This window comes from Burkholderia sp. 9779_493 (assembly GCF_015712215.1).
GTDB lineage: Bacteria > Pseudomonadota > Gammaproteobacteria > Burkholderiales > Burkholderiaceae > Burkholderia > Burkholderia cenocepacia.
Map to the genome: position 1 here is coordinate 1 of NZ_JACCQA010000014.1, position 23,420 is coordinate 23,420.

Sequence of the window (23,420 nt, forward strand, 5' to 3'; positions counted from 1 at the left end):
GTGTCGGCGGCGGGACCGGCGGTCTCGGCGGTGTTGTCGGGACGGTGGGCAACGCCGCAAGCGGCGCAGTGGGTACGGTGACGGGTGCCTTGGGTGGCGTCGGCGATCCGACCGGCGGTCTCGGTGGCGTGGTTGGCACGGTAACCGGTGCACTGGGTGGCATCGGTGGCGGCAACCCGACGGGTGGCCTTGGTGGCGTTGTCGGCACGGTAGCGAATACGGCGACGGGTGCAGTCGGAGCACTGACTGGCGCACTGGGCGGTGTCGGCGGCGGGACCGGCGGTCTCGGTGGCGTCGTCGGGACGGTGGGCAACGTGGCAAGCGGTGCAGTGGGTACGGTGACGGGTGCCTTGGGTGGCGTCGGCGATCCGACCGGCGGACTTGGTGGTGTAGTCGGCACGGTAACCGGTGCACTGGGTGGCATCGGTGGCGGGACTGGTGGCCTCGGCGGGGTTGTCGGGACAGTGGGCAACGCGGCAAGTGGTGCAGTGGGTACGGTGACGGGTGCCTTGGGTGGCGTCGGTGATCCGACCGGTGGTCTTGGTGGTGTGGTCGGCACGGTAACCGGTGCACTGGGTGGGATCGGTGGCGGTAATCCGACGGGCGGCCTTGGTGGCGTTGTCGGCACGGTGGCGAACACGGCAACGGGTGCAGTCGGAACATTGACCGGTGCACTGGGTGGCGTTGGCGGCGGGACCGGTGGTCTCGGTGGTGTCGTCGGCACGGTGGCGAACACGGCAACCGGTGCAGTCGGAACACTGACTGGCGCACTGGGTGGTGTCGGCGGCGGGACCGGTGGTCTCGGTGGTGTCGTCGGCACGGTAGCGAACACGGCGACGGGAGCAGTTGGAACGCTGACTGGGGCGCTGGGCAGTGTTGGTGGCGGGACCGGTGGTCTGGGTGGCGTCGTCGGAACGGTGGGCAACGCGGCAAGCGGCGCAGTCGGTACGGTAACGGGTGCCCTGGGCGGCGCCGGCGGTGCGACCGGCGGCCTCGGTGGCATCGTTGGCACGGTAGCTAACTCCGCAACGGGTGCAGTCGGAACATTGGCCGGCGCAGCGGGCGGTCTCGGCGGCGTCGTTGGCGCGGTCGGCAACTCGGCAACCGGCGCAGTCGGGACGTTGGTTGGCGCAGTTGGCGGTGTTGGCGGAGGCGCGACTGGTGGCCTCGACAGTCTCGGTGGCGTCGTTGGCACGGTGGGTAACACGGCAACCGGTGCACTCGGGACGTTGGCTGGTGCAGCAGGCGGTGCCGGCGGCGCGACGGGCGGCCTCGGTGGCATCATTGGCACGGTAGCCAACTCGGCAACGGGTGCGGTGGGAGCGCTGACCGGCGCAGCAGGTGGTGTCGGCGGCGCGACCGGCGGTCTCGGCGGCATCGTCGGCACGGTCGCCAACGCCGGTCCGGGCGTCATCAACGCCGTCACCGGTGTCGCGGGCAACGGCGGCGCGCTGATCACGCCGATCACGAGCATCGTCGGCAATCTCGGCGGCGCGTTGCCGGTCGGTGCAGCCACCGGTGCGATCGGCGCAGCGTCCGGCGCGGTAACCGGCCTCGCCGGCAGCGGCACCGCGGCGATCACGCCGATCGCATCGACCGTCACGTCGCTGATCGGATCCGCCACGGGCGGCGCCGGCAACGTCGTCGGCTCGGGATCCGGCGCGCTCTCCGGCGCAACCGGTGCGGCGGGCTCGCTCGCGACGGTCGCCACTGGCCTGACGGGCTCGCTCGCGCACACCGTGACCGGCACGGCCGGCGCGGTCGCCGGGACCCTTCCGGCACTGAGCGTCGCGCTCAACGGCGGCACGGCAGCCGGTGCGGTCGGCGGGGTGACGAACGCCGCGGGAGCGCTCATCTCCGGCGGCGCGACGATCGCCAACGCGGCGGTGCAATCGGTCGGTTCGGCCGTCGGGTCGGTGGCCGGCGTCGTTCCCGCGCTGGCGGTCTCGCTGAACGGCAATTCCGCGCAAGGGGGCGGTAGCGCGTCGGGCGGTCTGTTGGCACCCGTGACGTCGCTCGTCACTTCGCTCACCGTTCCGGTGATCAAGAAGTAGGCGACGTCGACACCGCGGCCGCCACATGCTCCGGGCGGCCGCGAATCTTCACGCGTCAGGCGCGTCACCCGTGACGCCCGCGGAACGACGAACCATGTCGAATCGCGCGGCGTTGCCTCGGTGACGCGCCATTTTGCATTTGGGGAGTCGCGACATCGGATGCCGCCGTCCCGGGTTCCCGATCGCTTCCCGCCTGCATCGATTCGCCGTGCCTGGAAGGTGGCGATGTGCCGATTTGCGTCGTGGTCGAACGAGAAACCCGAAACCGCGCGACCGACGCCATGCGATCCATTCCGACGCATACGCCGCATCCGCAAACGTGAGCACACCGAAGCGTCAGTCCGGCGCCGTCCCGGTCGATTCGCGCACGACCAGCTCCGGTGCGCCGATCGTATGCACGGCCGTGCTCGGCTCGATCCCGTCGATCATGTCGAGCGTCAGCGCGATCGCCCGCGCGGCGATCTGCGACGTCGGGAACCTCACCGTCGTCAGCGCGGGGCGGAACTGGTGCGCGAGCTGGATATCGGTCATGCCGACCACCGACAGATCGGCCGGCACGCGCAGCCCGAGATCGGCGGCGGCCTGCATCGCGCCGATCGCCATCAGGTCGTTGGTCGCGAACAGCGCGGTGAGGCCGGGCTTCTCGCGCAACAGCGCGGCGGCCGCTTCGTAGCCGCCTTCGATCGAGTCGTGCGTCGACGCGGTCGTCAGCGCGCCGGCCGGATGGCCGCGCGCCGCGAGTTCGTCGGCGAACCCGCGCAGTCGCACCGACTGCGGGCCGCCCGAGCCCTTGCCGACCAGCGCGCCGAACGCGCGATGGCGCAGCCCGGACAGATGCGCGGCCGCCAGCGCCCCTGCCGCCGCGAAATCGACAGTCACGCACGGCAGCGTGCGCGACGCATGCACGTGTTCCCACATGCACAGCACGATCGATGCGCCGTGACGCGCGATGTCGGCGAGTTCGGCCTCGGCGAGATCGGTGTTCATCACGATCGCACCGGCCGCGAGCGTGCCGGCGATCCGCTCGAGGTAGTTGCGCGTGATCGCCGGATCGTCGTCGGTATTGGACACGAGCAGGTAATGGCCGCGCTTGCGCGCCTCGCGTTCGGCGGCCAGCACGAACTCCGGATAGAACGGGTTCGTGATGTTCGACAGCATCAGCGCGAGCGTCGACGTGCGGCCCTCCGCGAGCGCGCGCGCGGTCAGGTTCGGCCGATAACCGAGTTCGCGGATCGCGGCCATCACGCGTTCGACGGTGGCGGGCTTCACCTTCTGCGGATTGCGCAGCACGTTCGAGACGGTCGCCGCCGTGACGTTCGCGCGCTGCGCGACTTGCGCGAGCGTTACCATGCGCGGCCTCCGATCGGCCGGTTGGCGGGGTGCACCTGACGTGAAGCGGGGGAGTGTCTGCTCATATTCTGGGAGTGCGTCCCACAAGTTGCACAGGGACGGCCGATACGCTAATTTCTCGACACATCAGAGGAAGGAGACGACATGGTACGGCGAACCGGGCGAATCGCGCCACCAAAATTTAAGCGTTTAAATTTTCCGGTCCGATGCGTGTGACCGGCGAGAGGAGAGCGCGATGACCGCCATTTCAATGAAGGACGTCTCGAAGCGCTACGGCGACCATGCGCCGGTGCTGCGCGACGTGAACCTCGAGATCGCGTCGCATGAATTCTGCGTGTTTCTCGGTCCGTCGGGCTGCGGAAAATCCACGCTGTTGCGGATGATCGCCGGGCTCGAGGACGTGACCGAGGGCGAGCTGCGGATCGGCGGCGCACGGATGAACGACACGCCGCCCGCGGAGCGTGGCGTCGCGATGGTGTTCCAGAGCTATGCGCTGTTTCCGCACATGACCGTGTTCGACAACATCGGTTTCGGACTGCGAATCGCCGGCACGCCGAAGGACGAAATCCGCCGCCGCGTGACCGAGGCCGCGCGCGTGCTGCAGCTCGAAGCGCTGCTCGATCGCAAGCCGAAGGCGTTGTCCGGCGGGCAGCGCCAGCGCGTCGCGATCGGCCGCGCGATCGTGCGCGAGCCGCGCGTGTTCCTGTTCGACGAGCCGCTGTCGAACCTCGACGCGACGCTGCGCGGCCAGACGCGCGTCGAAATCGCGCGGCTGCACGCGCGCTTCACGCAATCGAGTTCGGTCTACGTCACGCACGACCAGATCGAGGCGATGACGCTCGCCGACCGGATCGTGCTGCTGCATGCGGGCGACGACGTCGCGCGCTTCGGCAGCATCGCGCAGGCCGGTGCGCCGCTCGAGTTGTATCACCGGCCGGCCAACCGCTTCGTCGCGGGCTTCATCGGCTCGCCGCGGATGAATTTTCTGCCGGCCGTCGTCGACGCGGGCGATGCGCACGGCTGCCGGCTGACGCTGGAAGGCACCGGCGAGACGCTGACGCTGCGCGATCGCGCGTTGCCGCGCCACGTCGGCCGCGGCGCGCGCGTGACGCTCGGCGTTCGCCCCGAGCACCTGACGATCGGGGCGCCCGGCGACACCGACCTGCCGGCGTTCGTGCGCGACGTCGCGCTCGTCGAGCAGCTCGGCGAAGCCGCATACGTCCACCTCGACCAGCCCGGCGGCGTGCCGCTGCTCGCGAAACTGCCGGGACAGGCGGCGTTACGGCGCGGCGAGCGGCATGCGTTCCACGTGTCGCCTTCGCGCTGCCATCTGTTCGACGAAGCCGGCATCGCGGTGCCGGCGCTTCACGCCGAAGCGGCGTTCGCCTAGCGGGCGCGGCGCAGACCGGCCGCGCGCGACGCGGCACCCATCACACCAATACCAGGAGACAACGATGAGACTTCGTGCGAGCCGACTGCTGCTTGCCCTGACGACCGCCGCGGCGTGCGCCGCAGGTATGGCCGACGCGGGCACGCTGAAAGTGAACGTCGCGGCGCGCGGCAACCAGCGCGCGACGTGGCAGGCCGTGTTCGACCAGTTCCACAAGGCGAATCCCGACGTGGACCTGAAGATCAGCTACGTCGGCGAGGAGGCGTACAAGGTGCAGATGTCCGGCTGGCTCGCGACCGATCCGCCCGACGTGCTGAGCTGGAACAACGGCGAGCGGCTCGCGTATTTCGCGAAGCGCGGGTTGATCGAGGACCTGGGCGCGGACTGGCAGAAGAACGGCTGGAACGACACGTATGCGTCCGTGAAGCAGTCGTCGACGTATGGCGGCAAGATTTACAGCCTGCCGCTCGGCTACGACGCGTACGGCCTGTTCTACCGCAAGGACCTGTTCGAGAAGGCCGGCATCCACGGCGAGCCGGCCGACTGGCCGCAGTTTCTCGATGCGTGCCGCAAGCTGAAGGCGGCCGGCATCGCGCCGATCGCGGTGGCCGCGCGCGATGCGTGGACCCTCGCCGCGTGGTTCGACTATCTCGACCTGCGGATCAACGGCTATGCGTTCCACCAGAAGCTGATGGCCGGCGACGTCGCGTACACCGATCCGCGCGTGCGTGCGGTGTATGCGGCCTGGAAGAAGCTGATCGACGACAAGTATTTCATCGACAACGCGCTGTCCTACGACGTCGATTCGCTGAGCCCGCTGATCGTGAACGGCCAGGCAGCGATGACGCTGATGGGCACCTGGTATTCGGCAGGACTGCTGAGCGCGGCGCGCAACCCGATCGGCTTCTTCCGCTTCCCGGTGATCGATGCATCGGTGCCGCTCGCCGAGGACGGCCCGGTCAACGTGCTGATCGTTCCCGCGAAAGCGCACAACAAGGCCGATGCGCGGCGCTTCCTCGCGTTCATGGGGCAGCCGGCGGTCAACGGCGAGTTCGCGAAGGGGATGGGGCAACTGCCGTCGAACAACAAGGCGCCCGAGCCGCAGGACCCGATCTCGAAGATCGGCTTCCGCACGCTCGCGACGACGCCCGGCGGCATCGCGCAGTTCTACGACCGCGACATGACGAAGGAAATGGCCGACGAGGGGATGAAGGCGATGCAGCAGTTCCTGTCCGACCCGACGCAGCTCGACGCGATCCTGCAGCGCCTCGAACAGACCCGCAAGCGCATCTACCGCAAGTAGCGCGCGGCCGGGCCGGCGTGGGTGCCGGCCCGGTGCGTCGTTGTCACTGTACGTTCGTTTCATCGAAGGCCATCTCATGTCGACCAGCCTGTCCGAAAGCGCCGCGCGCCGCGATGCCGGCCCGCGGCGGCCTGCGCACGCGTCGCTCGCGCGGCGGCGCAACCGCGCGGCTCTGTGGTTCGTGCTGCCGGGTTTCGCGCTCTTCACCGTGTTCGTGCTGTATCCGATCGTCAGCAGCATCTGGCTGAGCTTCCATCACTGGGACGGGATGACGCCGATGACGTTCGCCGGGCTCGACAACTATCGCGAGCTGCTGCAGTCGGACACGTTCACCGTCGCGCTGAAGAACAACGTGCTGTGGCTCGTGCTGTTTCTCGCCGCGCCGCCGCTCGGCCTCGCGCTCGCGCTGTACCTGAACCAGAACGTGTTCGGCATCCGGCTCGTGAAGTCGCTGTTCTTCGCGCCGTTCGTGCTGCCGGGTGTGATGGTCGGCCTCGTGTTCTCGTGGTTCTACGACCCGACGTTCGGGCTGCTGAAGCTGATCGTCGGGCACGGAATCCCGGTGCTCGGCGATCCGCGTTATGCGACCTACGGCGTGATCGCCGCCGCGCTGTGGCCGCAGATTCCGTTCTGCATGATCCTGTACCTGACCGGGCTGACCGGCATCAACGGTGAGATCGTCGAGGCGGCGCGAATGGAAGGCGCGCGCGGCTTCACGCTGCTGTGGCACGTGATCCTGCCGCAGCTGCGGCCCGCGACCTTCATGGCCGTCGTGCTGACCGTGATCGGCGCGCTGCGCAGCTTCGACCTGATCTCGGTGATGACGGGCGGCGGCCCGTTCGACAGCTCGACCGTGCTCGCGTACTTCATGGTCGACCAGGCGATCAAGTACTACCGCGAAGGCTATTCGGCCGCGATCGCCGTCGTGCTGTTCGCGATCATGCTCGTCTATATCGTGTGGCAGCTGCGCAAGCTGGTGCGCGTCGAGTCGTAAGGACCACAGCAAGGACCACCAACATGTACCCGATGCCCGTGTCCCGCTGGGGACGTCCCGCCCGCCTGCTGTACCGGTTGTCGTTGCCGTGCGCGCTCGCGCTGTGGCTCGTGCCGCTGCTCGCGGTGCTCGTCACGTCGATCCGCTCGACCGACGAGATCGTGGCCGGCGATTACTGGCGCTGGCCGAAGCAGTTCGCGCTCGTCGACAACTACGGCGCCGCGCTCACGCAAACGCCGATGCTCCATTATTTCGCGAACAGCCTCCTGATCACGGTGCCGTCGGTCGCCGCGTCGATCCTGCTCGCGTCGCTCGCCGGGCATGCGCTCGCGAACTACCGGTTCCGCGGCAATCTCGTGCTGCTCGGCCTGTTCGTCGCCGGCAATTTCGTGCCGATCCAGATCCTGATGATTCCGGTGCGGCAGATCATGCTCGGCGTCGGCCTGTACAACACCGTGTGGGCGCTCGTGCTGTTCCACACCGCGTTCCAGACCGGCTTCTGCACGCTGTTCCTGCGCAACTTCATCCGCGAGCTGCCGTTCGAGCTGATCGAGGCCGCGCGCGTCGAAGGCGCGTCCGAGTGGGCGATCTACTGGCGCGTCGTGCTGCCGCTCGTGCGGCCCGCGCTCGCGGCGCTCGCGATCCTCGTGTTCACGTTCGTGTGGAACGACTACTTCTGGGCACTGTGCCTCACGCAAGGCGACGACGCGGCACCGATCACCGTCGGCGTCGCCGCGCTCAAAGGGCAGTGGACGACCGCCTGGAACATCGTGTCGGCCGGCTCCGTGCTCGCGGCGCTGCCGTCCGTCGCGATGTTCTTCGCGATGCAGAGGCACTTCGTCGCGGGGCTCACGTTCGGCGCGACGAAGGGCTGATCCGTCCCATCCTCTTTCTTCAGCAAGGAATCCACGATGCATCTCGGCGTTTGCTATTACCCCGAACACTGGCCGCGCGAGCAATGGGCGCGCGATGCGCGGCGGATGGCCGAACTCGGCCTGACGCGCGTGCGGATCGCCGAATTCGCGTGGAGCCGGATGGAGCCGGAGCCCGGCCGCTACGACTGGGCGTGGCTCGACGAAGCGATCGACACGCTCGCCGGCCGGCACCTGAAGATCGTGCTCGGCACGCCGACCGCCGCACCGCCGAAATGGCTCGTCGATCGCCATCCGGAGATCCTGCCGGTGGGCGCGGACGGCGCGGTGCGGCAGTTCGGTTCGCGTCGCCATTACGACATCGCGAGCCCGGCGTATCGCGAGCACTGCGTGCGCATCGTCGACGCGATGGCGCGGCGCTACGGCGCGCATCCGGCCGTGATCGCGTGGCAGACGGACAACGAAATCGGCTGTCACAACACGCTGCCGAGCTATACGCGTGCGGCGCTCCACGGCTTTCGTGCGTGGCTTGCCGCGCGTTACGGCGATATCGGCGCGCTGAACCGCGCGTGGGGCAACGTGTTCTGGAGCATGGAGTATCGCGGCTTCGACGAGATCGAGCTGCCGCGCCATACGCCGACCGACGCGAATCCCGCGCATCTGCTCGATTTCCGGCGCTACCAGTCGGACGAGGTCGCGCGGTTCCATGCGGTGCAGGTCGATGCGATCCGCCCGCACGCGCCCGGCCGCGACGTGCTGCACAACTTCATGGGGTTTTTCACCGAATTCGATCATTACGCATTCGCGCGAAGCGGGCTCGACGTCGCCGCGTGGGACAGTTATCCGGTGCCGCGTACCGAAGTGCTGCCGCTCGACGAAGCGGACAAGCAACGCTGGGCCCGCACCGGGCATCCGGACGTCTCCGCGTTCTCGCACGACCTGTATCGTGGCGTCGGCAACGGCCGGATGTGGGTGATGGAGCAGCAGGCGGGGCCGGTCAACTGGGGGCCGTACAACCCGGTGCCGCACGCCGGCGCGGTGCGGCTTTGGACGTGGGAAGCGTTCGCGCATGGCGCGGAGCTCGTGTCGTATTTTCGCTGGCGGCAGTATCCGCATGCGCAGGAGCAACTGCACTCGGGGCTCAACGCGCCAGACGACCGGCTGGCGCCGGGCGGCCACGAAGTGGCGCGCGTCGCACGCGAAATCGCCGCGCTGGATCCCGAGCTCGTCGCCGGCGAGTGTGATGCGGCCCGTGTCGCGCTGCTGTTCGACTACGAGGCCGACTGGATGATCCGGATCCAGCCGCACGGCGCCGATTTCGACTATCAGCAGCATGCGTTCGACTGGTATCGCGCGCTGCGCGAACTGGGCCTCGACGTCGACATCGTCGCGGCCGGCGCCGACGTGTCGCGTTACGCGCTCGTCATCGCGCCGACGCTGCCGGTCGTCACGGATCGCATCGTCGAGCAGGCCGCGAGCGGACACGCACACTGGCTGTTCGGGCCGCGCACGGGTTCACGCACCGCTGAATTCGCGATCGCGCCGGGTCTCGCACCGGGCAAGCTGCGCGATGTGCTACCGGTGCGGATCGGCCAGGTCGAGTCGCTACGGCCGTCGCTCGCGCCGCGTGTGTCGTTCGAAGGCATCGACGGCCATGCGCTGAAATGGCGCGATCACGTCGATATGGAGGCGGCGCGCGGCGCAGACGTGCTGGCCGCCTGCGACGACGGCGTGCCCGCACTCGTGCGGCGCGGTCGCGTGACGATGGCGACGGCCTGTTTCGACCGCACGCTGTTGCGCGCGATCGTCGCCCGCTGTGCGAGCGATGCTGGCCTGTTGGTGCGCGCGATGCCGGACGGTGTGCGGTTGCGCCGACGCGGGCGCGTGACGTTCGCGTTCAACTACGGCGACACGCCGTGCATGCTGCCCGCGCCGGGCGGTGCCACGTTCGTCCTCGGCAATCGCGACCTCGGCGCGGTCGACGTCGCCGCCTGGGTCGAGCCGGACTGACGCGATGCAGTCGTTGCGGCCGCTGCTGTTGCATTTCGCGCGCCTGGCGGGAATCGCGCACTTCGTGCCGCTGTCCGCGGCGGCGCTGATGCTCGGCGTCGCGATGTCGTTTACGGCGCCGTACCTGTCGCTGTTCGGCGTCGAGGCGGCGGGCATGTCGCCGTTTCTGGCCGGCATCTTCATGACGTCGATCGCGGCGAGCGGCGTCGTCGCGAGCACGTGGGCCGGGCGCTGGTCGGATCGACGCGAGCGGCACCGGCCGCTGCTCGTGGTGTCGCTCGGGGCGGCCGCGCTCGGCTTCGCGCTGCTGTGCGTGCTGCGCGCGCATGGGCCGGTGATCGCCGCCGGCACGATCCTGCTCGGCGCGGGCGCCGTGTCGCTGTCGCAGATCTTCTCGTTCGCGCGTGCGGTGCTGCCCGTCGCCGACGATGCGCAGCGCGAACTCGCGTCGGCCGCGCTGCGCACGATGCTGTCGATCGCGTGGGTGTTCGGCCCCGCGCTCGGTGCGCTGATTCTCGCGCAGACGGGTTTTACCGGACTCTTTCTGGCGGCTGCCGCGGGCTTCGTCGCGTGCGCGGCGATCGTCGCGCGGATTCCGGAGCCGGCGCGGCGGCCCGTGGCGGCTCACGTGCAAGCCCCGGACCGCGTTGCACCGCCGCCTGACGCTGCGGGTGCAGCGGTCGTCGTCGCCGCAACGCGTGCAAGCGTGCTGCGCACACTCGTCGCGCTGACGCTGATCGGGCTCGCGGCGAACGCGACGATGATCGTGCTGCCGCTCTACATCGTGCACGCGCTCGGCGGCACGCCGGCGAACGTGTCGGCCGCGCTCGGGCTCGCCGCGCTGCTCGAGATTCCGATGATGCTGTGGCTCGGCATCCGTTCGACGCGCCTCGACAAGGCGCGCTGGCTGACCGCGTGCGCGCTCGTGCATGCGGCGTATTTCGTCGGCCTCGCGGCGGTGACGCGCGTGAACCTGATCCTGCCGCTGCAGCTGCTGAGCGCATGCGTGGTCGCGATCACGTCGTGTCTCGGGATGACGCGCGTGTGCGACCTGATGCCCACGCGCCCTGGCACCGCGACCGCGATGTTCTTCAGCACCGCGCGGGTCGGCTCGATCGCATCCGGTGTGCTGTCGGGCGCGTGCGTCGATCTGTTCGGCTATCGCGCGACGTTCGCCGGATGCGGCGGGCTCGCGCTCGTGGCGTGCGTGCTGCTCGCCGTGGATGCGTACGGCGAGCGGGGCAGCGCACGCCGCACGAGCGGGGCGCGCCGCGGCTTCGATTCACCGCACTGACGCGGCATGCGCCGGTGCGGTGAAGCCGCGGCGCGGTGACGCGTCAGCGCTGCCGGAACGCGCCGAGCGACGGCAGCGCGCGACCGTGGAAATCGAACAGCGTGTTGTTGTCCCACTGGTCGCCCGCGCCGAGCTTCCAGCCGACACCGGGCGTCGGGATCCATTCCGGTTCCCACCAGAACACGCCCTTGCCGCGATTGCCGGGCACGCCCTTCACGATATCGACGACCGCCGCGAGAAATTGCGCCTGGCCGGCCGGCGACGGCGGGAAGGTCGTCGAGCCGGTGTTCGTCATCGCGTTCGGCTCCGAATCGCCGTCGCTCGTGGTCCACGGATAGGCGGTCTCCACGACGATCAGCTCCTTGTCGTAGCGCACCGCGAGATCGTTCGCGTTGTTGCGCAGATCGTCGAGCGCGCCTTGCCATTGCGGGTAGTACGACAGACCGATCACGTCGAACGCGACGCCGCGCTGCTTCGCGCTGTCGAACCACCAGCGGCTCTTGCCGTTGTCGCCGCCGCTGTCGATATGCAGCATCACCTTGATGCGCGGATCGACCGCCTTCACCGCGTCGTGACCGGTTTTCAGCAACTGCGCGAGGTTGTCCCACTGATCGTAGCGGCCGAGCGGCCACAGCATGCCGCCCGTGATCTCGTTGCCGATCTGCACCCACTCGGGCCGCACGCCGGCGCGCTGCAACTGGCGCAGCACGTCGGTCGTATAGGCCGACAGCAGCGCGCACGTCTCGGCGAGATTCTTGCCGGCCCACCCATGCGGCGGGTATTGCTTGCCGGGGTCGGCCCACCAGTCGCTGTAGTGGAAATCGATCAGGATGCGCATCCCGAGCGCGGCCGCGCGCTGCGCGAGTGCCACGACGTGCGCGGCATTGTTGTAGCCCGCCGCAGCGCTCTGGTTCGCGGGGAAGAAATCCGGATTGCCGGGATCGTTCCACACCTTGATCCGGATCGAATCGACGCCGTGCGCGCGGAGAATCTTCAGGCAGTCGCGCGGCGCGCCGCCGCCGTCGAAGAAGGCCGCGCCATGCGCTTCGAGTTCGGGCAGCGTCGAGATGTCGGCCCCCATCGCGAAGCCGCCGGCCGTCGCACTGCGCGGCGCGGGTCGTGCGAAGGCAGGCAGCGGGCCAGCCAGGTCGAGGCACGCAAGCGCCGCGCTCGAGATGCTCCAGCGCAGCATCGATCGTCTGTTCATCGTCATCCTCCATGTCATGGACCCCGTCGTGCGTGGGGGCGGCTCCGGTGTTTTTAAGCGCTTAAATTTCGGCCTGCGAGACGAGGCCGAATGGAGCGTAGCGCACCTGTCGCCGCCGATGCAAAGAACCCGCGCGTTGCCTACTATCTGGCGAGCGCCGTCACGCGTTGCTCGTCGTCGCAGTGCGGCTCGACGGACGGCACGATTGGCGCGGACGGCGCTCGCGTGGCCGTCGGCGGACTCCGGCGCTGTGTCGCGGTCGGCCGCTCGCGGCGTACGCGCTCGCAGCATGCGCGCCGCGCTAGGACCGGTCGCGATTGCGAGCGCGCGTCGCTCCGGTGATGACCGCGATGCCGAACAGGATGACGGCCACGATCTCGATGATGTGCTGAGAGACATGCAGCGTCATCAAACCCCAGGCGACGCCGCCGATGAAAATGATCCATCCGACCAGGTAGATGAGCAGGGTCATCGTTCTTCTCCTTGCAGTGTTGGCCCGTGACGCCGATTGCCGGTCGTGCAAAATTTACCGCTCGCGCGGCGAGGCGCGATGAAAGGCGCGATCCGCGCATGCGGGAGCATGTTGCGAGCCTGGCTTGGCCGCGCCGGCGGCATTTCCCGGCTACGCAGCTCGCCGAGTGTTTCACTCCACCGCATCCTGCGCATGAAGCCCCAGCCGCGCCATCAGCCGCCCGGCATCGAACGGCGCTTGCGTTTTCGTATCGTTGTCGAAGTAGCAGTACACGTCGCGCGTCTGCGCACGCGGCGGTTGCAGCGCCGGTGCGGCGAGACGCGCATCGGCCGGTTGCGCGCCCCGGCTCCACGCGTCGATTCTTTGCGCCCATCGTTCGAGCGCCGCATCGGCGTATTCGCCCGAATACTTCGTTTCGGTGCCGTGCAGCCTCAGGTAGACGAACCGCGCGCTCAGATCCTCGAACTGCGGCCACGCCTCGGTCGAATCCGACACGACGAGCGCGACCTTGTGGCGGCGCAGCAGCTTCACGAATGCCGGGTCCACGAAGCTGTCGTGCCGCACTTCCACCGCATGACGCAACGGCCGCTTGCGGTCGATCTGCAGATACGGCTCGCGAACCCGCGCATCGTGCCGGCGGGCGAGCGCGAGCGCCGCCTCCGTATCGTGCGGCAGCAGGCTCAGGAAGCGCTCCATGTGCGCCGGGTCGAATCGCAACGACGGCGGAAATTGCCACAGCAGCGGCCCGAGCTTGTCCTTCAGCGCGAACAGTCCCTGAGCGAAAAAATTCGCGCACGCGACCGTGGCCGTTTCGTCACGAAAACGCAGCATGTGCGTCAGGTAACGTGAACCTTTCACGCTGAACACGAACCCCGGCGGCGTGTCGGCGTACCAGCGCCGCCAGCTGTCGGGCGCTTGCAGGCTGTAGTGCGTGCCGTTGATTTCGATCGTCTGCATCCGGCCCGATGCGTATCGCAGCTCGCTGGCCTGCTTCAGGTCGGCGGGGTAGAAGGTTCCCCGCCAGCCCGGGTAGCGCCAGCCTGAAATGCCGATGTGAATCCTGCCCGAAGTGCGTGTCACGTCGATGCCCGGCCGCGCCGGGTTCCTGATGCGGTTCCGGCGACGAGCAATTTGCGTGCCGCGACCGTCGCCGATTTGTTTTCTTAAAGACCGTGCCACGTTCGGCCGGTATGATCGCTGCGCTCGCGAGCGACGCAATCGGCCGGTGCGTACCGATTCATGCGTCACCGGCTGCGCCAGCACGGCAATCAAGACCATGACGACACTACCGGACGGACCAGACGATGCGCGGTCCGCCGATCCGGCCGAACGGGCCAACCCAGCACGACGGAGTATCGACACGATGTGGACGGAGACAGGGACGGGGCGGTGCGCGCGGGCGATCGCGGCCGGCGGGGCAATGTGCGTGGCCGCCGCGGGCGGGGCGTACGCGCAGGCAACGGCGCCGGGCGCCGCGGCAGTCGCGCTGCCGCCGATCGACGTGCGTGGGCCGGCCGACGCTTCGTCCGTCGGGCTCGTCGCGCGGCGCACCGTCACCGGCACCAAGACCGACACGCCGATCGACGAGATTCCGCAAACGATCAACATCGTGACCGCGCAACAGATCGAGATGACCGGCGCGGCCGACCTGAACCAGGCGTTGCGCTACGTGCCGGGTTTCGCGACGTTCGGCGCCGACAGCCGCACCGACTGGTATGCGGCGCTGCGCGGCTTCACGCCGACGCTGTACGTCGACGGCCTGCCGGCGCCGAATACCGCCGTGATCGCGAACTGGCGCGTCGATCCGTACACGATCGACTCGATCGCGGTGCTGCGCGGGCCGACGTCGGTGCTGTATGGCGCGGGCGAGCCCGGTGCGATCGTCGACGCGCACACGAAGCTCGCCGACGGCGAGCGCGTGCGCGAAGCCGGCGTGCAGATCGGCAACGATGCGCGCAAGCAAGCGATGCTCGACGTCGGCGACCGGCTCGATCCGGATGGCAGGTACGCCTACCGCTTCGTCGGCGTCGCGCGCGACGGCAACGCGGTGACCGGCCCGAACGGCGACCGGCGCGTCGCGCTCGCGCCGTCGTTCCGGTGGCGGCCGAACGCGGATACGTCGTTGACATTTTCCGCGACGTTCCTGCAGGACAGCGGCGACATCTCGTCGAACTTCCTGCCCGCGTCGGGTACGGTGCTGCCGAACCCGAACGGCCGTCTGTCGCAGGACCTCTACATGGGCGACCCGTCGTTCAACGACTACCGCAAGAAGCAATGGTCGCTCGGCTACGCGCTGGAACACCGCGTGAATGCGATCTGGACGCTGCGTCAGGACGTGCGCTGGTCGCACCTGTCGCTCGACGACGCGACGGTGTTCGGCAACGGCCTCGCGCCCCGCAGTACGACGAACATGATGCGTTTCGCGGGGCTGTTCCAGCTCAACTACAGCCGGCTCGACATCGACAACCACGCGCAGGCGCGCTTCGGCACCGGGCCGCTCGAACACACGCTGCTGTTCGGCGCGCAATTCGACCGGCAGACGACGACCAACAGCGTATGGCTCGCGCTCGCGCCGTCGCTCGACCTGTACCACCCCGTCTATCGGCCCGTGACGGCCGCGATCTTCTCGGGCCCGACGTCGCTCGGCCACGTCGACCAGTACACGGCGATGAACGCGTTCGGCGTGTATGCGCAGGATCAGATCCGCTGGCGGCGCTGGACGCTGACGCTCGGCGGCCGCGAGGATGTCGTGAATGCGCGGTTCGACGACCGGTCGGCGGGCATGCACGTGCAGCAGGACGTCAGTGCGTTTTCGGGGCGCGTCGGGCTCACCTATCGCGGCGACGCCGGGTGGTCGCCTTACGTCAGCTATTCGACGTCGTTCGATCCGGTCATCGGCGTGCGGATGTTCGGCGGCGGCTTGCCGAAACCGACGCGCGGCGCGCAGACGGAGGCCGGGCTGCGCTGGCAGCCGCCCGGCCGGAACCTGATGCTGAACGCGGCCGTGTATCAGATCGACCAGACCAACGTCGTGACGCCGACGCCGGTGAATCTCGATCCGACCGCCACGACGTCGGTGCAGACCGGCAAGGTGCGCTCGCGCGGCATCGAGCTGAGTGCGGTCGGCAAGGTGACGCGCGAGCTGTCGATCGTCGCGTCGTATCTCTATCAGGACGTCAAGAACGTGCAGGCGAACGACGCGTCGCTGAACCACTGGCCGGTGTCCGTGCCGTTGCCGCGGCAGATGGCGTCGATGTGGGCCGACTGGACCTGGCACACGGGCGCGCTGGCGGGCGTCGGCGTCGGCGGCGGCGTGCGCTACCAGAGCGCGTCGGCCGGCGCGCCGGACAATTCGCTGACGGTGCCGAGCGCGACGCTTTACGATCTCGCGATCCATTACGACCTGCCGCGCTGGCGTTTCGCGGTGAACGTCGCGAACCTGTTCGACCGGCGTTATGTCAGCGGATGCCAGTCGTACGCGGTGTGCGTGTTTGGCAACGAGCGGACCGTGCTGGCCAGCGCGAAATACAGCTGGTGAACATGCGACTTACGCGCGACGTTGCGGCTCGCCGGTCGCGGTGCGCGCACCCGCATGGCCCTGGCGTCGCCATTCGGTCGGCGTGATGCCGAAACGTTCGCGAAAGGCGGTCGCGAAATTGGCCGGCGTCGAAAAGCCGATTTCCTTCGCGATGCTGGCGATGCTGAGCGAGGTCGAATCCAGCAGATCCTGCGCGATCCGCAGCCGCTCGAAGCGCAGATACTCGAACACCGTCTGGCCGAGATTGTCGCGAAACGCGCGCGACAAGCGCTTTTCGTGCGTGCCGACCGCGCGCGCCAGTTCTTCCACCGTCGGCGGATCGTTCAGCGTGCGCGACAGGTGGCGGATCGCCGCGCGCACGATGATGTCGTCGTCGTTGCCGGCCGCGAACGGGTTTTCCGCCGCGTCCGCCTCGGCCGGCCGTTCGCGTTTCGTCCGTGAGAGCTGCACGCGAATCCGTGCGATCACCTCCGCCGGCTCGAACGGTTTCACCACGTAGTCGACGCCGCCGATCTCGAGCCCCTCGAGCCGTTCGTGCAATGCGCCGGCCACGGTCAGGAAGATGACCGGGATCGCGCACGTCAGCGGATCGGCGGCGAGCAGCCGGCACGCGGTGAAGCCGTCCATGCGCGGCATGCGCACGTCCATCAGGATCAGGTCGGGTAGCAGCGCCTGCGCGCGCTGGCACGCTTGCGCGCCGTCGGATGCGATGCTGATCCGGCATCCCGTGCCGCGCAGGATGTCGATCAGCAACCGGAGCTGGTCGGGTTGATCGTCGACGATCAGGATATGAGCGTCGCTCAATGCGGAGATCGGTGAAGGCATCGTGCACCTGTTGTGAAAAGGCGGTTGGCTGCGTTTCCGCGGGTGGCCTGCCCGGTGCGGTGGAAACGTCGGAAGCCGCTCTGTGGCGATGCATCCATCGCATCGCACGCCCGCATCGATTCCGGACAGCGCGAAACGGCGCGGCGGGCAACCGCCCGGCGCATCGGACGGCGTGGGTTGTTTTGATCACTGAGCCGGTAAAGATGCGCGGGATTGCCGTGTTTGCGCGAGGAATGACCGCGACTGCCGGAATCGATGCGAGCGGAATTGTAGGAGCATATTTCGAATCCGGCCAGACATGACGACTCCATTCGTGCCATTCCGCGTGCGTGATTATCGAAAATGGCGGTTTGCGACAGGAACGCGAAGTGTCGATATGCATCGATGCTCGTGGTTTACGCGTATATCCGGTAGAAAAACGCACGGCCGGCCGCGTTTCCCGATTGGCTTTTTCAGACGAAATATTATTTGAATCCGCTTTGGCAAAGTATTTATCCGCTCGATAAAAGATTTTGAATGACGGCGCCGGTGCGAAATCGTTTGCGGAATGCGTGTATTTTGCGTAAGCCTTTGAATAATATAAATTTTACAATCTATAAAGAATGCCGGCTTTAATAATTCAAGTCCGTGTCTCATAATTCGTCCGAACTTTGAACGACGGGTGGCGCAGGGCAGCGGAAGCACCGCAAGCGGTGACGGACGTTGCCTGACCCGGGCCTCGCGCATCGATTGATGACGGTCCAGGCCGGGGTTCGCTGCACCGAAGTGAAACTCCGGTTGCCGGAGATGAAATAAAAGAAGCGTGGTGGGTCGCGGTCAGCGCGGCAAAAAATCGGGGAAGTACATGACGACGGGTTGAATCTCCGGATTCAGTCGGGGAAAAGCTCGTCCATGACAATCAATACGTATTCCTAAGTCAGTTGTCGAATTAACGAAACGGGACATCGAGCCGACGGCATGCCCCGGGCTTTCGAACGCCCGGTCGAAACGGCTGCTCGATGCGTGTCGTCTCGGCATGGCTTGCCGTGAAGCGCAATCCGTTTCCGAACCGAAGTCGCAATCGAAGTCGAAGCTGTCAATAAAAGTAAGTAGTCCGTATTTAAACCAGACGCTATACAACGGAGCAGAAGACCATGAAGAGGAAGCAGATTTCGGCGCTCGCCGCCGCGATGTTCACGGGTGCGGGTGTGCTGATCGCCGGCGCCGCCCACGCGGACAATTTCGTCGACCGCGGTAACCCCGACAACGCGCTGAACGGCCAGTGTATCGACGGCACCAACCCGCTATGCGTGGCAACGAAGAACGGCAGCTACGTCGCAGTCAGTACCGCGAACGTGACGCAGGGCACCAATGCGAAGGCCGGTACCAGCGGTATCGCGATCGGCGACCAGTCGAATGCGAGCAGCAAGGGCGGCAGCGGCAGTGGCGGCGCGATTGCGATCGGGGTCGGCTCGCAGGCGCTGGCGAACTCGGCCACCGCGATCGGCACGGTGGCGGTCGCCCAGGGCAATACCTCGCTGGCGATCGGCCGCCAGTCGGCGGCGGTCGGTGATTTCTCGATGGCGCTCGGCAACGTCGCCGATGCGCACGGCACGAGCTCGATCGCGCTCGGTCACTCGGCGCTCGCCAGCGGCGACCGCTCGGTCGCGATCGGCGGCGCGAACCCGACGTCGAGCGATGGCGTATCGGCCGGCGCGTCATACGACGCGGCCACGCAAACGCGTGCCGGCGGCACGCAGTCGGTGGCGATCGGCGCCGGCGCGCAGACGAGCGACAACAACCAGGTGGCGATCGGCTCGGGCAGCGTCGGCGCGAACAATGGCGGCACGCCGGTATTCGGCGGCACAGCCGCGCCGGTGGGCGGCGCGGTATCGTTCGGCGCGATCGGCAGCGAACGTCAGCTCAAGAACGTCGCGGCGGGCGCGGCCGATACGGACGCCGTCAACGTCCAGCAGCTGAAGAACGTGAACAGCACGCTGAGCACGAGCATCGGCAACGTCGATGCACGCGTGACGTCGGTCGGCAACGCGCTGTCGACCTCGATCTCGAACGTCGACCAGCGTGTGACCAGCGTCGGCAACAGCCTCAGCACGAGCATCGTCACGGCCACGCAGAACGTCGTCAAATACACCGACGACTCGCACGCGGCGATCGCGCTCGACGGCGCTACCGGCACGACGATCGGCGGCGTGGCCGCCGGCGTCGCCGATACCGACGCGGTCAACGTCGGCCAGTTGAAGGGCAGCCTCACGCCGCTGCAGACGTCCATTTCGACGGCGGCTTCGAACATCACGAACCTGCAGAACAGCGTGACGGGCATCAACGGCTCGCTGAGCACGGCGGCATCGAACATCGCCGGCCTGCAGGCGGCCGATACGCGCAACGTCAAGTACGACGGCGCGAGCGGCTTCGACTCGGTGACGTTCGCCGGCCCCAACGGCACGACGCTGCACAACGTCGCGGACGGCAAGGACCCGCACGACGCCGTCAACGTCGGCCAGTTGAACGGCGGCCTCGCGTCGCTCAGCACGAGCGTGACGAACAACCTCAGCACGACGCTCGGCAACCTGAGCACGTCGATCACCAGCCAGATCGGCAACGCGACGAAGAACGCGGTGCAGTACGACGACGATGCGCACGGCGGCGTCACGCTCGGCGGCAAGGGCGCAACGGCGCCGGTCGGCCTGCACAACGTGGCGGACGGCGTGGCGGCGGGCGATGCCGTGAACGTCGGCCAGCTCGGCAAGGCGACCGACACGCTCAACCAGTCGATCACGACCGTCGGCAACCAGGTGACGACGAATACCGGCAACATCGCGGCGCTCCAGCAGGATGCGCTGCAGTGGAACCCGGGCCTCGGCGCCTACGATGCGAGCCACGGTGGCCACGGCCCGCAACTGATCAGCAACGTCGCGGCCGGCAAGAGCGGCACGGATGCGGTCAACGTCGACCAGCTGAACGCGGCGATTCACGACGGCACGAGCCAGCTCGATGCGCTCGCCGTGAAATACGACGATGCGAGCAAGCAGCAGATATCGCTCGGTGCAGGCAACGGCGGCAATCCGGTGCGTGTGACCAACGTCGCGGCAGGCAACGTCGCGGCCGGCAGTACCGACGCGGTGAACGGCGCGCAACTGCGGCGCGCGACCGACGGCGCCGCGGCCGCGCTCGGCGGCGGCGCGACGGCGAACCCGGACGGCTCGATCGGCGCACCGAACTACAAGATCGGCGGCAGTGCGTTCAACAACGTCGGCGACGCGCTGACGAACCTCGACGGCCGGGTCGGCAGCAACACGACGACGCTCGCGAATCACGAAACGCGCATCGACAATGCCGAAACCAATATCGCCGGCAACACGGCGGCGATTGCCGGGCTGCAGCAGGATGCGCTGCAATTCGACCCGACGCTCGGCGCATTCAACGCCGCGCGCGGCGGCGCGCCGACGAAGCTGAGCAACGTGGCCGACGGCAACGTCGCCGCGGGCAGCACGGACGCGGTGAATGGCGGCCAGTTGTCGGGCGTGAAGACCGCGCTCGAGCAGCAGATCACGAACGTGTCGAACCAGGCCGGCGAAGCCGTGAAGAACGTCGTCAAGTACGACGTCGACGCGAGCGGCAACCGGCTGAATTCGGTGTCGCTCATCGGCGGCGACGCCACGTCGGCGGTCGTGCTGAAGAACGTCGCGACGGGCACCAGCGATACCGACGCGGTGAACGTGAAGCAGCTGAAGGACGTGCAGTCGAACCTGAACCAGCTCGGCGCGCTCGCGGTGCAGTACGACGACAGCTCGAAGAGCACGATCACGCTCGGCGGCGCGGGCGGCACGCGCATCACCAACGTGCAGGCCGGCACGCTCAGCGCGACCAGCACCGACGCGGTGAACGGCTCGCAGCTCTATGCGACCAACCAGCAGGTGTCGAAGAACACCACCGACATTTCCAACCTGCAAGGCAGCGTCACCAACATCGCGAACGGCAAGGCCGGCCTCGTGCAGCAGCAGGACCCGAACGGCGCGATCACGGTCGGCAAGGATTCGGGCGGCACCAGCGTGAACTTCTCGGGCACGGCGGGCGACCGCGTGCTGACCGGCGTCGCGGCGGGCGTGAGCGACAACGACGCGGTCAACATGGGCCAGTTCAACAACGCGCTGAAGAACGTGGCGGCCAACGACAAGATCCGCGCGGCCGCGACCGATGCGAACACCACGTGGATCGCGCGTGCCGATGCGGGTTCGATCGGCTCGACGGCGACGGCGACCGGCAAGAACGCGGTGGCGGTCGGCCAGGGTTCCGTCGCCGATCGCGACAACTCGTTCTCGGTCGGCGCGAAGGGCAGCGAGCGCCAGGTCACGAACGTCGCGGCCGGCATGGCGCCGACCGACGCGGTGAACGTGCAGCAGTTGAACGACAACCTCGCGACGGCGTCGACGCAGGCGAAGGGCTACACCGACCAGCGCATCGGGCAGGTGTACAACTCGTTCAACGACCTGAAGAAGGACATGTACGGCGGCGTCGCGTCGGCGATGGCGGTGGCCGGCTTGCCGCAGCCGACCGGCGCGGGGCGCTCGATGGTGTCGGCGGCGACGTCGAACTATCACGGCCAGCAGGGCTTCGCGGCCGGCTACTCGTACGTGACGGAGAGCAACCGATGGGTCGTCAAGGCATCGGTGACGGGCAACACGCGGTCGGACTTCGGCGCGGTGGTCGGTGCGGGTTACCAGTTCTGATGGGGCTCGCGCAGCGTTGAGCGATGCGCGGGTGCCGGGCAACGGCAGTCATGCCTGGCACTCGCGGTCGAACGGTGGCCCGGGGCCCGTGTGCGGACCCCGGGCCTGTGTCGTTCGACGCACATCGGTTCGAGCGGTCGCGCCGCGTCCGTCGCGCGGCTCCGAATGCGAGCAGCACGACCCGCGCCGCGCATTGCCCATCGCTCGAACGACGGCCTCATGCGGGCTTGGCGCCCCGCGCACCCGTGCGTCCAATGCGAGTTGTGGAATGCGAGCCCACGCTCGTATTCTGAAGTCCTCGGGCGGCACGGCATGGGGCCTCCGCCCACCACCGCATCGGAGAGCGCGACCATGACCGAAACGACAGCCACGATGCAGCTGAACCACCTGAGCTTTCCCTCCGCCGACACGCTGGCCACCGCCCGATTCTTCGAGCGATACCTCGGCTTCACGATAGCGGGAAGCTGGGAAAAATCCTGGATCCTCAAACGCCCGGGCTTCGACGTCGTGATCGATCACGTCGGCGACGGCGTGCCCGCATGGCCCGCCAATTTCCACGTCGGCTTCGAACTGCCGAGTCTCGATGCCGTGCACGCGTTGTTCGCGCGCTTCAAGGAGGAAGGCGTCGCGATGGAGACGGACGTCTTCAACAACGGGCGCGGCTCGCGCTTCTTTTGCCGCGCGCCGGGCGGCGTGATGTTCGAACTGAACACGCGCGCGGATGCCGCGCCGGAATATCAGGGCACTTTCGACGATTGATGCGACGCAGTGCGTGCCACGCTCAATCGCAACGGCTGGCGCGGGCGAGCGTCTCGATGACCGCGCGGGTACGCGACGGCTTGGTGATCTCCGTCCATTGCAGATGCGCGTATTTCGGGTCGTCGCGCAAGCCGGCGAACTTCACGCGGTTTCTCGCGAACGTCGTGTACGACCACAGCAGCACCGAGTCCCGCGAGCAGAACGCCATCCGCAGCGATTCCCGGTTGCCGTGAGAGAGCCGGGTGCGCATGAGCCCGCGACCGATCGTGCGCCGCAGCACACGGGAAAACACCGTCCATCGCCCGAAGTTGAGCCATACGACGTGCGTGGCCCTCGACCACAGCACGTCACGCACCGCGCTGTAGTTTCCGTCGGCGACCCAGCGGTCGCCGGCCGTCGCCGCCCGCACCGCATGGTCGAACTGCGCGGGCGGCACGGCGGTCCAGCCCGGGCCCCAGTAGAGCCGGTCGAGTTCGATGTACGGGCAGGCCGCGGCGGCGGCCAGTGCGCTGGCAAAGCTGGATTTCCCGGCTCCGCTTGTTCCGACGACGATGACGCGCATGGGTGTGACCACCGGCAAAAAGGTGAGGGCGCGTATTGTGCCCGAAGCGCGCGGGTGGACTGG

The 23,420-nt window shown here is 67.9% G+C and carries 16 protein-coding genes; 10 read left to right on the top strand and 6 right to left on the bottom strand.

Annotated features, from left to right (window positions below; translation table 11 throughout):
- A partial coding sequence (locus tag H0X95_RS16115) for a beta strand repeat-containing protein (protein ID WP_442859834.1) occupies positions 1-2,054 on the top strand: 2,054 nt, incomplete at its 5' end.
- Between the two features lie 336 nt (positions 2,055-2,390).
- Here H0X95_RS16115 and H0X95_RS16120 read toward each other — a convergent pair.
- Positions 2,391-3,404, bottom strand: coding sequence for a LacI family DNA-binding transcriptional regulator (locus tag H0X95_RS16120; RefSeq protein ID WP_006490776.1), 1,014 nt, complete (start codon positions 3,402-3,404; stop codon positions 2,391-2,393).
- Positions 3,405-3,639: 235 nt separating this feature from the next.
- On the opposite strand from H0X95_RS16120, the gene H0X95_RS16125 reads away from it, so the two are divergent.
- From H0X95_RS16125 to H0X95_RS16150, 6 genes are all read left to right on the top strand, one after another.
- Positions 3,640-4,794, top strand: a complete 1,155-nt coding sequence (locus H0X95_RS16125) for an ABC transporter ATP-binding protein (RefSeq protein ID WP_059723075.1) — start codon at positions 3,640-3,642, stop codon at positions 4,792-4,794.
- 64 nt (positions 4,795-4,858) lie between these two features.
- Positions 4,859-6,097 carry an ABC transporter substrate-binding protein gene (locus H0X95_RS16130; protein ID WP_058903907.1) on the top strand — a complete coding sequence of 413 codons (1,239 nt, stop codon included), beginning with the start codon at positions 4,859-4,861 and terminating at the stop codon, positions 6,095-6,097.
- A 76-nt stretch (positions 6,098-6,173) separates the two neighbouring features.
- Complete coding sequence (locus H0X95_RS16135) at positions 6,174-7,091, top strand: carbohydrate ABC transporter permease (RefSeq protein WP_196446115.1); 918 nt, start codon at positions 6,174-6,176, stop codon at positions 7,089-7,091.
- A gap of 23 nt (positions 7,092-7,114) precedes the next feature.
- Complete coding sequence (locus tag H0X95_RS16140) at positions 7,115-7,966, top strand: carbohydrate ABC transporter permease (protein WP_006482010.1); 852 nt, start codon at positions 7,115-7,117, stop codon at positions 7,964-7,966.
- A gap of 36 nt (positions 7,967-8,002) precedes the next feature.
- Entirely contained in the window at positions 8,003-9,973 is a 1,971-nt protein-coding gene (locus tag H0X95_RS16145) for a beta-galactosidase (RefSeq protein WP_196446116.1), read from the top strand.
- A gap of 4 nt (positions 9,974-9,977) precedes the next feature.
- On the top strand, positions 9,978-11,267 hold the full coding sequence (locus H0X95_RS16150; protein ID WP_059723064.1) for a sugar efflux transporter: 1,290 nt from the start codon (positions 9,978-9,980) through the stop codon (positions 11,265-11,267).
- A 43-nt stretch (positions 11,268-11,310) separates the two neighbouring features.
- On the opposite strand, the gene H0X95_RS16155 is transcribed toward H0X95_RS16150, so the two are convergent.
- From H0X95_RS16155 to H0X95_RS16165, 3 genes are all read right to left on the bottom strand, one after another.
- Positions 11,311-12,474, bottom strand: coding sequence for a glycoside hydrolase family 53 protein (locus H0X95_RS16155; RefSeq protein ID WP_059723124.1), 1,164 nt, complete (start codon positions 12,472-12,474; stop codon positions 11,311-11,313).
- 301 nt (positions 12,475-12,775) lie between these two features.
- Positions 12,776-12,946 (bottom strand): hypothetical protein, encoded by a 171-nt coding sequence (locus H0X95_RS16160; protein ID WP_006397039.1) that lies wholly within the window; start codon positions 12,944-12,946, stop codon positions 12,776-12,778.
- A 171-nt stretch (positions 12,947-13,117) separates the two neighbouring features.
- Positions 13,118-14,026 carry a DUF72 domain-containing protein gene (locus H0X95_RS16165; RefSeq protein WP_059723060.1) on the bottom strand — a complete coding sequence of 303 codons (909 nt, stop codon included), beginning with the start codon at positions 14,024-14,026 and terminating at the stop codon, positions 13,118-13,120.
- A gap of 283 nt (positions 14,027-14,309) precedes the next feature.
- Here H0X95_RS16165 and H0X95_RS16170 point away from each other — a divergent pair, with 283 nt between their 5' ends.
- A complete protein-coding gene (locus H0X95_RS16170; protein ID WP_125333559.1) occupies positions 14,310-16,484 on the top strand; it encodes a TonB-dependent siderophore receptor in 2,175 nt (724 codons plus the stop codon).
- 9 nt (positions 16,485-16,493) lie between these two features.
- Here the strand turns inward: H0X95_RS16170 and H0X95_RS16175 are convergent, their stop codons facing one another.
- Positions 16,494-17,309 (bottom strand): response regulator transcription factor, encoded by an 816-nt coding sequence (locus tag H0X95_RS16175; protein ID WP_006483332.1) that lies wholly within the window; start codon positions 17,307-17,309, stop codon positions 16,494-16,496.
- A gap of 1,133 nt (positions 17,310-18,442) precedes the next feature.
- Between H0X95_RS16175 and H0X95_RS16180 the strand changes: the two genes are divergently transcribed.
- Both H0X95_RS16180 and H0X95_RS16185 read left to right on the top strand, forming a co-directional pair.
- Positions 18,443-22,036, top strand: coding sequence for a YadA family autotransporter adhesin (locus H0X95_RS16180; protein WP_059723055.1), 3,594 nt, complete (start codon positions 18,443-18,445; stop codon positions 22,034-22,036).
- A gap of 351 nt (positions 22,037-22,387) precedes the next feature.
- Positions 22,388-22,795 carry a VOC family protein gene (locus tag H0X95_RS16185; protein WP_195904305.1) on the top strand — a complete coding sequence of 136 codons (408 nt, stop codon included), beginning with the start codon at positions 22,388-22,390 and terminating at the stop codon, positions 22,793-22,795.
- A gap of 22 nt (positions 22,796-22,817) precedes the next feature.
- Here H0X95_RS16185 and H0X95_RS16190 read toward each other — a convergent pair whose 3' ends face one another.
- Positions 22,818-23,357, bottom strand: a complete 540-nt coding sequence (locus H0X95_RS16190) for a toxin (RefSeq protein ID WP_059723052.1) — start codon at positions 23,355-23,357, stop codon at positions 22,818-22,820.
- Positions 23,358-23,420: the final 63 nt, after the last annotated feature.